Origin of the sequence: Bacillus sp. M13(2017) (assembly GCF_002218325.1) — a bacterium.
GTDB classification, from domain to species: domain Bacteria; phylum Bacillota; class Bacilli; order Bacillales; family Bacillaceae_G; genus Bacillus_A; species Bacillus_A thuringiensis_K.
In genome coordinates, this window is record NZ_KZ268503.1 from 78,021 (window position 1) to 91,920 (window position 13,900).

Here is a 13,900-nt window from a genome sequence, read left to right on the forward strand (position 1 = left end):
TTGTATGATACAATTGGTTTTTGTTTAAAAGCAATGGAGGAAAAAATATGAAAGTTTTAATTGCAGATGACGAACAAGATATGTTAAGGATTTTAAAAGCTTATTTTGAAAAAGAAGGCTTTGAAGTATTATTAGCGAAAGACGGAGAGGAAGCACTTCAAATATTTTATGATGAAAAAATTGATTTAGCTATTTTGGATTGGATGATGCCGAAACATAGTGGTATTACTGTCTGTCAGGAAATAAAAAAGAATTCAAGCGTAAAAGTATTAATGCTTACGGCGAAAAGTGAAAGTGAAGATGAATTAGCAGCGCTTCAAAGTGGGGCAGATGAGTACGTAAAAAAACCATTTCATCCAGGAGTACTAATTACACGAGCGAAAAAACTTATTCAGCATGATGATATTATTCAAGTACAAGATGTAAAGATAAATTTCGCCAAAAATAAAGTATATAAAAATGATATAGAGTTAGAAATTACAAAAACAGAGCTCGAATTAATAAAATGCTTTTTAAATCATAAAGGAACTATTTTAACTCGTAAAAAATTGTTAGACATTGTATGGGGATTTGACTATTTTGGAGAAGAGAGAACGGTTGATACACATGTAAGAAGGCTGCGTAAAAAAATTGGAGAAAATATTATTAAGACGCATCGTGGGCTGGGTTATAGTTTGGAGGAACAAAATGAATAAACTTGGGAAAAAGCTATTTCTCAGCATTTCTTTAACCGTTATTCTTATATTTACAATTTCTTTATTGTTAATTAACTATCTCCTGCCGAAATATAATATTTATAAAACACGTGAGAACTTAAATGAATTTACAACTCAAATACAAAATGCGCCAGTCAATGACTTAGAAGATGTTATCCATATAATTGAAAGTGAAAATAACGTTACAATTGCGTATACGCCAATTAATCAGTCAGAAGATGCTATGAACGACGCGTTACGCATGCAACTTACGAAAAAGAAAGTAACGTTAAATAAGCTTTGGATTACGAAAGACGAAGTCATGAAAGTGAAAACGGAAGGGCAATCGAATAAACTGTACGATCAAGGAAAGGTAAAAGCGAGTTTTTTTGCTAAATATATTGCGAAAGATGATACGATAATTTTAATTGGTACTTCCATTGCGAATTCAAATGAAATTATAAATACGTTAAATACATTTTACTTATACATCGTATGTTTCTCGCTGCTTCTTATTATTTTACTTGTGTGGATACTTTCAAAAATAATAACGACGCCACTGAAAGAGCTAAGTGATGTAGCTCAGGATATTTCACATTTACAGTTTAAAAGAACGAAAGTGAAAACGAATGATGAAATAGGAGAGTTGGCCAATAGTATTAATATCATGAGCGAAAAACTACATGAAGCACATCAAGATTTAACTGATCGTAATGAACATTTAAAACGATTTATGGGTGATGTAACGCATGAATTAAAGACACCGATCGCATTAGTAAAAGCATACTCTATGGGGATTAAAGATGGATTAGATGATGGGACTTATGTAGATACAATTATTAAACAAACAGATCAAATATCAAACTTAATTGAAGAACTATTACGATTTTCTAAACTAGAAAGAGATATTTTACAAAAAGAAGAATTCCCCATTGAACCACTGGTCCAGAGTATATTAGATAAGCATCAGATTGAACTGGATTCGAAAGAAATTAACTTGCAAGTAAATTGTAATGCGGGCGATACAATCGTTTATGCAGATTTAAATAAAATGAGAATGGTGTTTCAAAATTTAATTTCTAATGCGATAAAATATACAGCAAATCAAAACATAATAATTACATTAGAAGATAGAAATAAAAGTATATATTTCCAAATAAAAAATGGCATTCCTACGGATAAAATTAAGGATATCGAGAAAATTTGGGAGCCTTTTTATGTACTAGAATCTTCTCGTAGTAAAGAAAAATCAGGTACAGGATTAGGTTTAGCGATAGTGAAAAGTATTTTAGAAAGGCATGGTTTTGAATATGGAGTTTCCTCTATAGATGGAGAAATTCAATTTTATATAAATGTGAAAAAGGACTAATGAAAATATTAGTCCTTTTTGCAGCTTTAGAGATTAGCGATACAGGATGAATCACCATAATGTTCAAAATTGATGTATTAAATGGAGAATTAGCAAATGTTCTACTTTCATTAAATTCACGTGAAGTTCACAGGAAAACGTTATATTTAAATGGTTATATTTGAATTTAATGAAGTGAGGTATTCAGATTTGAAAAGAAAGAAATTAGTAATTGGTAGCATTTTAATGGGTATGACGTTATCTTTATCTGCATGTGGTTCATCAGATAATATTGTAACGACAAAATCAGGAAGCATTTCAGAAAGTGATTTTAACAAAAAATTAAAAGAAAACTACGGTAAACAGAATTTATCTGAAATGGTAGTAGAAAAAGTATTAAATGATAAATATAAAGTTACGGATGAAGAGGTAACGAAACAAGTAAAAGAATTAAAAGACAAGATGGGCGATAATTTTAATACATATATGGAATCCAATGGTGTGAAAAATGAAGATCAGTTGAAAGAGAAATTAAAGCTTACTTTTGCTTTTGAAAAAGCTATTAAAGCAACCGTAACGGAAAAAGATATTAAAGATCATTATAAGCCAAAGCTTCAAGTTAGCCATATTTTAGTAAAAGATGAAAAGACAGCAAAAGAAATTAAAGAAAAATTAAATAGTGGCGAAGATTTCGCGGCATTGGCTAAACAATATTCAGAGGATCCAGGTTCTAAAGAAAAAGGTGGGGAACTATCTGAATTTGGACCTGGTATGATGGTGAAAGAATTTGAGGATGCTGCGTATAAGTTAGAAGTTGGTCAATTGAGTGAACCTGTTAAATCTTCTTTCGGATATCATATTATTAAGCTAACGGATAAAAAAGAGCTTAAACCGTATGAGGAAGAGAAAGAGAATATTCGTAAAGAATTAGAACAGCAACGTATACAAGATCCTCAATTCCATCAACAAGTTACTAGAGAACTGCTTAAAAATGCAGATATAAAGGTATCTGATAAAGACTTGAAAGATACCTTTAAAGAGTTAGAAAAATAATAAATGGAATGTAAGGCAAGCGATAGAAATATCGGTTGTCTTTTTCTCTATTTATCCCGCTATTTGCCGGGCAGTAAGACCCCACCTCAAAATTCAGCGAAAGCAAAGAAGTGGCCCTGCTGATCGTAAACGCCCAATTGGTGAGGGCTGATTAAAGTTTCACTTTATAAAGAAGGAGGAAGTGGGAAAATACTTTCATACCTGCATTAAATTTTACTTAATAAGAAATCTTTGAGTTTCTCAACTTTTATATAAAATAAAACTGAATTTTCAGTTATTTTGTTATATAGTAAAAGAGAACGAATAAGGGGAGGGAACATTTTGAGTAAAAAGAAAATGGCAATTACACTGTCAGCAATGCTATCTGCAACAATTATACCTAGCTTTACTATGGATGTGCATGCAGAGAAGAAGGAAGAGACTAAAAGTACGAAAATTGAATTAGAAAATGGGATGACAAAACCGATTTATTCTCTCGATGAAGCTATTATCGAAAATTTATATGTAGAGACAGAAGTTGATAGTGATCGAGACGGTAAGAAAGACAGAGTATCGATAAAAGTTATGCGTCCAAAGACAGATCCGAATGTGAAAGTTCCTGTTATTTATGAAATGAGTCCATATCGATCTGGATTAAAAGATGTTCCTGTATATAATGTAGATGAAGAATTGTATGCGTATGAAGGAAAACCGTATGGAGCGGTTAATCTTGGTTCGTATGGGAACTATTACGTGCCAAGAGGTTATGCAGTTATTCTAGGCGAAAGTATTGGTACTGGAAAATCAGATGGATGCCCTACAACTGGAGATGAACAAGAGATACTCGGGACAAAATCTGTTATTGATTGGGTAAACGGTCGCGCGAAAGCATTTACAGAACAGGGTGAGGAAGTTCAGGCAAATTGGTCTACAGGAAATGTAGGTATGACTGGAGTTTCCTATAATGGTACATTACCAAATGCTGTTGCGACTACTGGAGTTGAAGGTTTAAAAACAATTATTCCAATCGCAGCAATTAGTAGTTGGTATGATTATTATCGTGCAAATGGTGCAGTCATTGCTCCAGGCGGATATCAAGGGGAAGATACAGATAATATGGCAGAAGCAGTACTGACAAGGGAAAACCCTGAAGTTTGCGGACAAGTTATAAAAGAGTTAACGGCTGGACAAGACCGAAAAACAGGTAATTATAATGATTTTTGGGATAAACGTAACTATGTAAAAGATGCTAAAAATGTAAAAGCGAGTGTATTTGTTGTTCATGGTTTAAACGATTGGAATGTTAAAACAAAACAGTTCGCGCAATGGTGGGAAGCACTTGGAGAAAATAATGTTCCTCGTAAAATGTGGCTACACCAAGGTGGTCATGGTGGGACATCAAGTAATAACTGGCAGCAAACACAAAATAAATGGTTAGATTATTGGTTGTACGGAATTGAAAATGGAATTATGGATGAACCAATGGTTGATGTGCAAAGAGAAAATAAAACGTGGCAAAAGATAAAAAATTGGCCAGATCCATCAGCTGTACCTTCAAAAATCCGTATGTATTTAAGTAATAAATCAGTCAATTTACCATTAAGTATGGGATCGGCTAATAAAGTTTTCTCATTCTTAGATGATGCACAAATGAAATCAAACCAATTAGTAGCAAATCCAGAATTAGAAGTAGCAAATCGATTAGTATATACAATGCCTGTACTGCAAAAAGATACGCGTATAAGTGGTACACCAAAGATTTCAATTACAGGAAATATTGATCGATCTGTATCAAATTTAACAGCATTACTTGTTGACTATGGAGGAGCGAAGCCGGAAATCGTAACGAGAGGCTGGATGGATCCACAAAACTTAAAGAGTATAGAAAATTCAACAGCGATTCAACCGGGCAAAGATTATACATTTACATGGGACATGCAGCCAGATGATTATGTATTTAAAGCGGGGCATCAAATCGGAGTTGTTTTAATTGCAAGTGATTATGATTATACAATTAGACCGAAAGCTGGCACGAAACTTACAGTGAAATTAAGTGAAGTGACATTGCCGATTGTGAAATAAATACTTTTTCTGAAGAGCCTACTAAAGTAAGCTCTTTAATTTGTAGTCTGAATTTTTAATTTTTATATTTCAAATTGGAAGGTTATGTAATACAATATCATTATATTCTATGGAAAGTGAGTGATATATTATGACAGTCAGCTCTTTCGAAATCTCATTAAAATTAGAGGTACAGGAAGATTAGTTGAATTGAAATCTTCCGTACGTAAAAACGGAGGAGAAAATAAATGTTTAGCTTTTATAGTACACTTTGTACGGAACTATATGATTACACAAAACCAGTCGGTTATTCTTTAAATGGTGATATTGAGTATTACAAAGAACGTTTAAAAGATTGTAGAGGAAGAATCCTCGAAGCCGCAGTAGGTTCAGGGCGTGTCATCATTCCGCTTCTAGAGGCTGGTTTTAAAGTGGATGGGATAGATTATTCACCTGAAATGCTAGATTCTTGTCGTAAGCGCTGTAAAGAGAGAGGCTTACATCCTAATTTATATGAAGGAAGCTTGCAACAATTTTCACTTCCGTATAAATATGACGCAATTATCATTCCTACTGGATCTTTTTGTTTAATTGAAAATCGTGTGGATTCTATAAATGCATTGAAATGTTTTTATGAACATCTTAATCCAGATGGACGATTAATCGTAGATATTATGCTTCCGCATGACTGGAAGACTGGGGAAATTCATACATCGACTTTCTCTTTGCCGAGTGGAGACGGAATCACATTAGAAAATAAATCAATTGAAATAGATTGGCTGAACCAAGTTACTGTATCATATTTGAAATATGAAAAGTGGAGTAAAGGACAGTTAGTACAAACAGAACTACAACGCTTTGCACTGCGTTGGTATGGAATAGAAGAGTTTAAACTTCTGTTAGAAAGTATAGGTTTCTCTAACATTACTTGCTCTGCTGAATATGATTATGAAAAAGAACCGTCAAATGCAAATCAAATGATTACTTTTGAAGCTATGCGAAAAGAATAGAACTAAAAATATGAATAAAAAATAAGGCAATCGATTTAAAATCGGCTGCCTTATTTTTAATTTTATGTAATGGTTTATAGAGAAAGATTGGAGGGAAATAAATGAAACTTATATTAATATTTGGCCCACAAGCAGTTGGAAAAATGACAGTGGGGCAATAATTAGCAACATTAACCGGTTTAAAACTTTTTCATAACCACATGACAATTGATTTAGTAAGTCCAATTTTTGATTACAGTACGAAAGAAGCAAAAAGACTAGTAAGTTTATTTCGTAATGAAATATTTGAAGAAGTATCTAAAAGTGATTTATCTGGAATGATTTTTACGTATATATGGGCATTTGACCTCCAAGCGGATTGGGATTATATACATAATGTAGAAAGTATTTTTGAATCAAAAGGTGGGACAGTGTATTTTGTAGAGCTGGAAGCGGAATTAGATGAAAGATTAGAACGAAATAAAAGCCCGAATAGATTAGAACATAAACCGAAAAAAAGAGATATTGAGTGGTCTGAAAATAATTTGAAAGAAACGATGAAAAAGCATAGATTAAACTCTCTTCATGGTGAAATTGAAAAAGAAGAGTATATAAAAATTAATAACACGTATTTGAGTGCAAAAGAAGTGGCGGAAATGATTAAAGAGAAGTTTCAATTGTGAAATTTTTGAAGTCTATTTCGTTTTCGTTGTCCAAGCATTCTCCTACTAATTACATATACTATTTATGTTAAAGTCGGCTACTATTTAATATAGGGCTGTTATTTTCCTATAAATGCTATTTTAGTGAAGTGGGAGGAATCAATTTGGAAAACGTAGAACAAGATAGAATTGAAAATCAAGTGTATTCAAATCGTGTAGTAAGATCAGAATTTGATTCGAATTGGGAAACTTGTATATCAAAGAGTGGTTATGTAATTTATGTAGCAACAAGTAATAATGCTGAAGTAATAGTGCTTCTTGCAGATGGTTCAAGTAAATTATTAATTTTCGAAAAAGGTGGTAAAGTAGTAGTTGGTGGCGGTGGAACAAGTCATTACAGTAAGCCGCATATTGCAAGAAATATTTAAGATAGAACATGTTAATTAAGAAGAAGCTGGAAAACGGTTGTCATTCATGTTTAGGGCATGATAGACGAACCGTTTTTTATTTGTTTATAAATTTAGAAGAACTTCATTGATTACAAATACATCAGGATGAGCAGCGAAATTAGAAGAAAACTTGGCGGGTAATGGTACAAAATATTATGTACGTTTGCAAGAATCTTACAGCGATATAAAAAAGCATTTCCTATTTGGGGAAACACTACTTCTATGTTATAGTATAATAGTGTTTTTAGATGGTGCTATTTTAATATATCTATAGTTTTGTTATGTATTATTTTTATATTAAATTAGCACCTAAAGTATTTTTTTATAAGGAGTAGTAATTAGAGAAATGAAAAATATAGACTTTATACTAGAAAGTGACGAGGCATTAAAACCGTCTGAACGATTAGTACTATTATTATTAGAGAAGCATAGAATGTTATATACAAACGATCTATTGGCATTATCAAATTTATCATATAAAACATTAACAGATTCATTAACGGCGCTAGTTTTAAAATCGTATGTGTTAAAGGAAACAGGTAAGGGAAGAAGACAGAATTGCTATAGATTAGTATGATAAGGCAGCTGTTTTAGAAACTTTTACGCATGTTTTTTCAATTGTAAGGTGAAATTGTATTTTTGTTTTCAAACGAAAAACTTACTATAAGAGGGGCTAAGATAGTAGCGTTTCATTTTTGTAAATGTAATTATTCCATCATTGAAAATACAAAAATAAAATAAACCGCATAAAACAGAAATAAAAAAACAATCCATTTTAAAAATGGATTGTTTTTTTATTGGAATAATATTATTTGATATGTTGAAAGCATAAATAGCAGAATAAACATTACCTGTTTTAGTTCATGCAACTGAACAAATATGATGAAAACTATGTGTATAGTTTTTTGCTTGCTTTTTCAGTAACTCTAATGAAATCATGGTCTTCATTGTTTAAAGGCAGTATTTTTAACATTATTGCTATTCAGCATTAAGCACAAAAGGTGATATATAATATTATTATGTAAACTTAAGGTTTTAAAAGGAAAATATAATAATTAATAGAACATGTAGAAGGAGATGCTTAAATATTTTGAAGGATGGGAGATTATTATGGAGCATTTACAATCAATAGCACAAGCTGTTATAAGTGGTAATAAGGAAAAAGTAGTGAAGTTTATAAAGGCGAGTCCAAGTATTGTTAACGAATGTAGTGAAGATGGCTGGACACCACTTCATTTAGCAGCTTATTTTGGACAGAAAGAAATAACGAGTTTTCTTGTAGAAAGCGGTGCAGATATACATAGTAGAGCGAAAAACGAAAATGAAAATACACCTTTGCAAGCGGCAATTGCGAACAAGCAAAGTGAACTTGTCGCTTTCTTAATTGAAAAAGGATCAGATGTAAATATTATGCAAAGTGGTGGCTGGACAGGACTCCACGAAGCAGCATTATTAGGAAATGAAGAAATAATTATGTTGCTCCTTAAAAATGGAGCTAATAAGATGATTAAGAAAAATGATGGGAAAACAGCGTATGATATTGCATTAGAAAAAGGATATAATCACCTTTTACATCATTTGAAACAGGAAGTGAACTTATGATGAATAAATGGAGTGTTGGTATATTTTTATTTAATGAAGTAGAAGTGTTAGACTTTGCAGGGCCATTTGAAGTTTTTTCTGTAACTGAGGTGAATGAAGAAAAAACATTTACTGTTTATACAGTTAGCGAGAATGGGGAAATGATTACAGCAAGGAATGGATTGAAGGTACAGCCAGATTATAGTATTGAAAATTTACCACCAGTGGATATTTTAATAATTCCGGGTGGGCTAGGTGCTAGAAAATATGAAATAAAAAATGAAATAGTAATAAAATGGATTCGCCAACAAATGAAAGAAGTAAAGCTGATGACTTCAGTTTGTACAGGAGCGCTATTACTGGCGAAAGCAGGTTTACTGGAAGGTTTAAAAGCAACAACACATTGGGCTAGTATTGAAAAGTTTAAAAATGAGTTTCAAAATGTTGAAGTTATAGAAAATGTAAAGTTTGTAGATGAAGGACATATTATAACATCTGCCGGAATTTCAGCTGGAATTAATATGGCATTTCATATTGTGAAAAACTTGTTAGGTGTGCATGTTGCGGAGGACACAGCGAAGCGAATGGAGTATGATATTAGTTTGCCAAATTAAAAAGCCCGGATTGGGCTTTTTATATTGAATGAATATAGTTAAGCTCTTCATCACTCAAAATAGGGCGAACAGATGCATTTGCATTTTCTTGTGCTTGTGTTCCTGTTTTTGCACCAGGAATTACAACACTTACTGCCGGATGAGAGAGTACATAGCGAAGTGCAAGTTGCCCTAGGGTCTGATTTTTATTTGAGAGCAACCGAAGTTTCTCTACGGTTTGTAAGTCTTCTTGAAACCAAGTTTCATTTGGCCAATCTTTGCGTAAATCTCCATCTGGAAAAATTGTTTTATTTGTGAATTTTCCAGTTAAAATGCCCATTTTTAATGGACCACGAATAACAGCTCCTAGATTTTTCTCTTGTAAGAATGGTAATATATCTTTTTCCGGTTTTCGATTTAATATATTGTAATCAAGTTGTACGATATCAATTTCGTTGTTGTTATTGAAATGATGAATGTATTGTAAATCATGAGTCGAAACACCGACTGCTCTTACTTTGCCATCACGTTTTAATATGTCAAATGCACGTAGAAATGCTTCTGTTTCTCTACGATTATGCCACCAAATATGACAAAAATAAAGATCAATATAATCTGTTTGAAGACGTTGTAAACTTGTTTCGAATACGGCGATGATTTTTTCGGGAGTATCATATACAGGAACTCCATTAGGGTCGTAGTGATGTCCGATTAAACCACCTTTCGTTGATAGGATAATATCATTACGATGTCCTTTAATCGCGGTAGCTACCAACTTTTCACTATGTCCTAAACCATACACATCCGCAGTATCAATAAAATTCACATCACACTCAATTGCTTTTTTTATAGCGGTTATAGATTGTTTATCGTTAACAGGTCCCCATTCATCACCACCGATTGCCCATGCGCCAAAACCTATTTCAGAAACAGTTATTCCAGTTTTACCTAATGTGCGGTAATGCATATTCCCCCTCCTTGTAAGCATGTTATAACATGGATATGTGGGGAAGGAATTTTGTGTGTGAAAAAACTCTTCTACAATAGTAGAAAAAGAATTACAGAAACTACTATTTTATAGCAGCATGTATAAAAAAAATCGGTGTAAATGTAGAAATGTCGTCGAATGCTATCTTTAATTGGTTAATTTATGGGATATTTTTGTGAAGGAGTTTATTTTATAAGAATAGAATTTAGTTTAGTAAGAAAACGTGCCGATGGTAGTGAAAAATATGGGTTAGGGGGATTTGAATGAGGAAACTCAAACGAGTAAATGTTCCTAATATACCAGAGCAATTATCACAACCTAGTGACAAGCGTAGGATAAATAAAAAAAAGTTAAGGCGACTTATTTTAATGGTCTTTTTTATTGCAGCAACTACTCTGTACGTTCAATATATTTTAACGAAGCAACAAGAAGTAATTGATCAAAAGAAAGATACGATTACGAATCAAAAGAAACACTTAGTATCTTTAAAGAAAGATAAAGATTCTTTAAAGACTAACATAGAAAATTTAACAGATGATGAAGAAGAAATTTTGAAGTTTGCGAGAAAAGAGTATCAATTTTCTAAGTCAAATGAAACTATATTTGTGATACCCAAGTAATAAAAAAATAGCTAGCCATCGCTAACTGTTTTTTTATGTATGAATGTCATGGTACAAGGAACAATCACATATTGTAAAAATGAAGAGTTTAAGCTATTTTCATAGATATGGAATATGCACTAAAAATGTTGTTAAAATTCTGTCAATTATATTATAATACAAGGTAAGCGGATACATTTTTTAATCAACGTTGAGTTCCTCGCTCATACGACTATTAAGAAACCCGTTATCCTCGTATACGAAAGGAAGATAGCTGTGTACGCTTCAAATACAATTTATATCGTAGGGGATGCGAAAGCACCTCAAAATAATCCCATTACTGAAAAGTTTAAAAGCTATTTCGTAGCATTTGTACTTGTTAAGGATACAGGGGAAATTGTAGATGCAGACTGCTCAGCGACAATTGCATTAACATCTCAATTTGTTAAATATTTATTTCTACATAAAAATATAAATGACCCGGCGTTAGTAATGGAAGTAAAGAACCGATATTTCGGTTCTTCTCAAAAAGCATTACTTGTAGCGCTAAAAGATGCACAGAAAAAATATAATCAGATTGCTGCTTTGTCTACTCAATCATAGACAAAATCCAGCCGTAAGAATCATTCTTATGGCTGGATTTTTTTATTTCAAATTATCGTCCTACATCAAAAGCAAACGAAAATAAAGTAGAGAGATAGGAGAGTAAATGCCCAATGGGTTTACCTAATAATCCGTGGGTATAAATCTCCGGTGGATTAAAATTTCACTTCATTGGAGAACGAAAGGATGAACAAAATGAAAATTACAGATGTAAAAGTAAATCGTAGACGTGTAAAACTGCATACACCGTTTAAAACCGCGCTTCGTACTGTAACAGAAATTGAAAGTATAGATGTTTATATTCATACAGACGAAGGAGTGATTGGTAAGGGGGCTGCAGCCGCAACGCCAGTTATTACGGGGGATTTCACCAGCGGAATGGAAGAAGCGATTTTAGGACCGATGCGTTCATGTTTAATTGGTCAAAATATCATTCAGTTTCAGCAGTTACTACAGGGCATTCAAATGAGTTGTATTGGAAATTCAAGTTCGAAAGCAGCGGTAGATATCGCTTTATATGATGTATATTGCCAATATCAAAATGTGCCGTTATATGCATTGTTAGGCGGGAAGAAAGAAATTCATACCGATATTACAGTGAGTGTAGATGAACCTGTATTAATGGCAAAAGAAGCGAAGAAACATATAGAAAAAGGATTTCAAACATTGAAGATTAAAGTGGGTAAAGAGGCGCATTTAGATTTGGAACGTATTGAGGCAATTCGAAATGTGGTACCAAGAAATACGACATTACGTTTAGATGCGAATCAAGGTTGGAGTCCAAAAGAAGCGGTCTCTATCATTCAAGAGATGGAAAATCGTAATTTAAATATAGAATTTATTGAACAACCAGTACACGCGAAAGATTGGGATGGGTTAAAGTACGTCAAAGATCGTGTGCAAACGCCAATTATGGCCGATGAAAGTATATTTTCAGCAAGTGACGCATTAAAGCTCGTTCAAGGAAGATATGCAGACTTCATTAATATTACATTAATGAAATGTGGTGGCATACGTGAAGCATGGCGTATTGCAGATATCGCAGAAACAGCTGGTGTGAAGTGTATGGTGGGCAGCATGATGGAGTCTTCACTTTCCGTTAGTGCTGTTGCGCATTTAGCGGCAGCGCATCCTAATATTCATTATTTTGATCTTGATGCACCGCTTTGGTTAATGGAAGAGCCAGAAGGAATGACTTATTCTGGATCAAAGATAAACCTTCAATCGACAGTGAATAGTAAGTTTTAGGAGAAGAGACTAGTAAACTATCTTTTAAGGGGGATAAATATGAAAAAAGTAGGAACTGCATTTTTAACAACTTTATTTATATTTTCATCGTTTACATCGGCAAATGCTGAAGAAAAGAAGGATAATAAAGCATTTATAGATGTATCTGCTGCAACGTTATGGACAGTACCTGATTCATTAAGGCCAATCGATACACCGAGTGCAACAAATCCAGTGGATCTATGGAAATGGACGAAATCAATGACACTTGACGAGAAACTATGGTTAACAAATGCAAATAAATTAGAAACACAAGCGTTACTCGGTCAAGAAGTAACTGTTATTGATAAGAAAGGTGAATGGGTGAAGGTATTAGTGCATGGACAGCCAACGCCACGAAATGAAGAAGGTTATCCGGGCTGGATGCCTGAAAAGCAATTAACATATAATCAAGAATTTGCAGATAAAACAAATGAACCTTTTGTGTTAATAACAAAGCCAACAGCGATTTTATATATAAATCCTTCTGAAAAACATAAATCACTTGAAGTCAGTTATAATACAAGACTGCCGCTATTAAGTGAAGACACAATTTCATACCGTGTATTGTTGCCAAATGGTCAGAAAGCTTGGCTACGAAAAAATGATGGAACGGTTTACCGTTCTCAAAATGATATTCCAACCCCGGCGGCCGATGATTTAATAAACACAGGGAAAATGTTTTTAGGTTTACCGTATATATGGGCTGGTACAAGTGGTTTTGGATTTGATTGCTCTGGCTTCACGCATACGATCTATAAATCGCACGGCATTACAATTCCGCGAGATTCTGGACCACAATCAAGAGCAGGAGTTGCAGTTGATAAAGAAAATCTACAAAAAGGAGATTTAATTTTCTTTGCACATGATCAAGGGAAAGGTAGTGTCCATCACGTCGCAATGTATATTGGTGATGGCAATATGATTCACTCACCAAGAGCTGAAAGATCGGTAGAGATTATACCGCTAAATACACCAGGATATATAGAAGAATACGCTGGTGCTCGTCGTTACTTACCTTAAAAATAGAGGGG

At 33.3% G+C, this 13,900-nt stretch carries 14 protein-coding genes and 1 pseudogene; 14 read left to right on the forward strand and 1 reads right to left on the reverse strand.

Annotated features, from left to right (window positions below; all coding sequences use genetic code 11):
* Positions 1 to 47: 47 nt before the first annotated feature.
* From CGQ22_RS12135 to CGQ22_RS12180, 10 genes and pseudogenes are all read left to right on the forward strand, one after another.
* Complete coding sequence (locus tag CGQ22_RS12135) at positions 48 to 695, forward strand: response regulator transcription factor (RefSeq protein WP_000865978.1); 648 nt, start codon at positions 48 to 50, stop codon at positions 693 to 695.
* Positions 688 to 2,064, forward strand: coding sequence for a sensor histidine kinase (locus tag CGQ22_RS12140; protein ID WP_001037265.1), 1,377 nt, complete (start codon positions 688 to 690; stop codon positions 2,062 to 2,064). The genes CGQ22_RS12135 and CGQ22_RS12140 overlap by 8 nt, the downstream gene beginning before the upstream one ends.
* Before the next feature lie 189 nt (positions 2,065 to 2,253).
* On the forward strand, positions 2,254 to 3,096 hold the full coding sequence (locus CGQ22_RS12145; RefSeq protein WP_089148845.1) for a peptidylprolyl isomerase PrsA: 843 nt from the start codon (positions 2,254 to 2,256) through the stop codon (positions 3,094 to 3,096).
* Positions 3,097 to 3,417: 321 nt separating this feature from the next.
* On the forward strand, positions 3,418 to 5,157 hold the full coding sequence (locus tag CGQ22_RS12150) for a Xaa-Pro dipeptidyl-peptidase (protein ID WP_089148746.1): 1,740 nt from the start codon (positions 3,418 to 3,420) through the stop codon (positions 5,155 to 5,157).
* A gap of 227 nt (positions 5,158 to 5,384) precedes the next feature.
* Positions 5,385 to 6,146, forward strand: a complete 762-nt coding sequence (locus CGQ22_RS12155; protein ID WP_000490915.1) for a class I SAM-dependent methyltransferase — start codon at positions 5,385 to 5,387, stop codon at positions 6,144 to 6,146.
* Positions 6,147 to 6,247: 101 nt separating this feature from the next.
* Positions 6,248 to 6,808 (forward strand): annotated as a pseudogene (locus tag CGQ22_RS12160) (AAA family ATPase).
* A gap of 143 nt (positions 6,809 to 6,951) precedes the next feature.
* Positions 6,952 to 7,215, forward strand: a complete 264-nt coding sequence (locus CGQ22_RS12165) for a hypothetical protein (protein WP_000432429.1) — start codon at positions 6,952 to 6,954, stop codon at positions 7,213 to 7,215.
* Between the two features lie 367 nt (positions 7,216 to 7,582).
* Entirely contained in the window at positions 7,583 to 7,813 is a 231-nt protein-coding gene (locus CGQ22_RS12170) for a hypothetical protein (protein ID WP_000789031.1), read from the forward strand.
* A 533-nt stretch (positions 7,814 to 8,346) separates the two neighbouring features.
* The gene (locus CGQ22_RS12175; protein ID WP_000400685.1) at positions 8,347 to 8,838 is read left to right on the forward strand and encodes an ankyrin repeat domain-containing protein; all 492 of its coding nucleotides are present in this window, start codon (positions 8,347 to 8,349) and stop codon (positions 8,836 to 8,838) included.
* The gene (locus CGQ22_RS12180; protein WP_000981432.1) at positions 8,835 to 9,431 is read left to right on the forward strand and encodes a DJ-1/PfpI family protein; all 597 of its coding nucleotides are present in this window, start codon (positions 8,835 to 8,837) and stop codon (positions 9,429 to 9,431) included. The genes CGQ22_RS12175 and CGQ22_RS12180 overlap by 4 nt, the downstream gene beginning before the upstream one ends.
* Positions 9,432 to 9,450: 19 nt before the next feature.
* Here CGQ22_RS12180 and CGQ22_RS12185 read toward each other — a convergent pair whose 3' ends face one another.
* Positions 9,451 to 10,377 carry an aldo/keto reductase gene (locus CGQ22_RS12185; protein WP_089148747.1) on the reverse strand — a complete coding sequence of 309 codons (927 nt, stop codon included), beginning with the start codon at positions 10,375 to 10,377 and terminating at the stop codon, positions 9,451 to 9,453.
* 284 nt (positions 10,378 to 10,661) lie between these two features.
* Here CGQ22_RS12185 and CGQ22_RS12190 point away from each other — a divergent pair, with 284 nt between their 5' ends.
* From CGQ22_RS12190 to CGQ22_RS12205, 4 genes are all read left to right on the forward strand, one after another.
* The gene (locus tag CGQ22_RS12190) at positions 10,662 to 11,018 is read left to right on the forward strand and encodes an FtsB family cell division protein (protein WP_089148748.1); all 357 of its coding nucleotides are present in this window, start codon (positions 10,662 to 10,664) and stop codon (positions 11,016 to 11,018) included.
* A gap of 255 nt (positions 11,019 to 11,273) precedes the next feature.
* Positions 11,274 to 11,600: a DUF3870 domain-containing protein gene (locus CGQ22_RS12195; RefSeq protein WP_000271314.1), complete on the forward strand. Its 327-nt coding sequence runs from the start codon at positions 11,274 to 11,276 to the stop codon at positions 11,598 to 11,600.
* 186 nt (positions 11,601 to 11,786) lie between these two features.
* Positions 11,787 to 12,848, forward strand: a complete 1,062-nt coding sequence (locus CGQ22_RS12200; RefSeq protein ID WP_139032767.1) for a dipeptide epimerase — start codon at positions 11,787 to 11,789, stop codon at positions 12,846 to 12,848.
* A 39-nt stretch (positions 12,849 to 12,887) separates the two neighbouring features.
* A complete protein-coding gene (locus CGQ22_RS12205) occupies positions 12,888 to 13,889 on the forward strand; it encodes a C40 family peptidase (RefSeq protein ID WP_000755429.1) in 1,002 nt (333 codons plus the stop codon).
* The last annotated feature ends 11 nt before the right edge of the window (positions 13,890 to 13,900 follow it).

What these genes read in the sequence shown, in the direction of transcription:
- CGQ22_RS12135 (WP_000865978.1), top strand. Translation starts at nt 48, where the DNA reads ATGAAAGTTTTAATTGCAGATGACGAACAAGATATGTTAAGGATTTTA.
- CGQ22_RS12140 (WP_001037265.1), top strand. Translation starts at nt 688, where the DNA reads ATGAATAAACTTGGGAAAAAGCTATTTCTCAGCATTTCTTTAACCGTT.
- CGQ22_RS12155 (WP_000490915.1), top strand. Translation starts at nt 5,385, where the DNA reads ATGTTTAGCTTTTATAGTACACTTTGTACGGAACTATATGATTACACA.
- CGQ22_RS12170 (WP_000789031.1), top strand. Translation starts at nt 7,583, where the DNA reads ATGAAAAATATAGACTTTATACTAGAAAGTGACGAGGCATTAAAACCG.
- CGQ22_RS12175 (WP_000400685.1), top strand. Translation starts at nt 8,347, where the DNA reads ATGGAGCATTTACAATCAATAGCACAAGCTGTTATAAGTGGTAATAAG.
- CGQ22_RS12180 (WP_000981432.1), top strand. Translation starts at nt 8,835, where the DNA reads ATGATGAATAAATGGAGTGTTGGTATATTTTTATTTAATGAAGTAGAA.
- CGQ22_RS12185 (WP_089148747.1), bottom strand. Translation starts at nt 10,377, where the DNA reads ATGCATTACCGCACATTAGGTAAAACTGGAATAACTGTTTCTGAAATA.
- CGQ22_RS12190 (WP_089148748.1), top strand. Translation starts at nt 10,662, where the DNA reads ATGAGGAAACTCAAACGAGTAAATGTTCCTAATATACCAGAGCAATTA.
- CGQ22_RS12200 (WP_139032767.1), top strand. Translation starts at nt 11,787, where the DNA reads ATGAACAAAATGAAAATTACAGATGTAAAAGTAAATCGTAGACGTGTA.
- CGQ22_RS12205 (WP_000755429.1), top strand. Translation starts at nt 12,888, where the DNA reads ATGAAAAAAGTAGGAACTGCATTTTTAACAACTTTATTTATATTTTCA.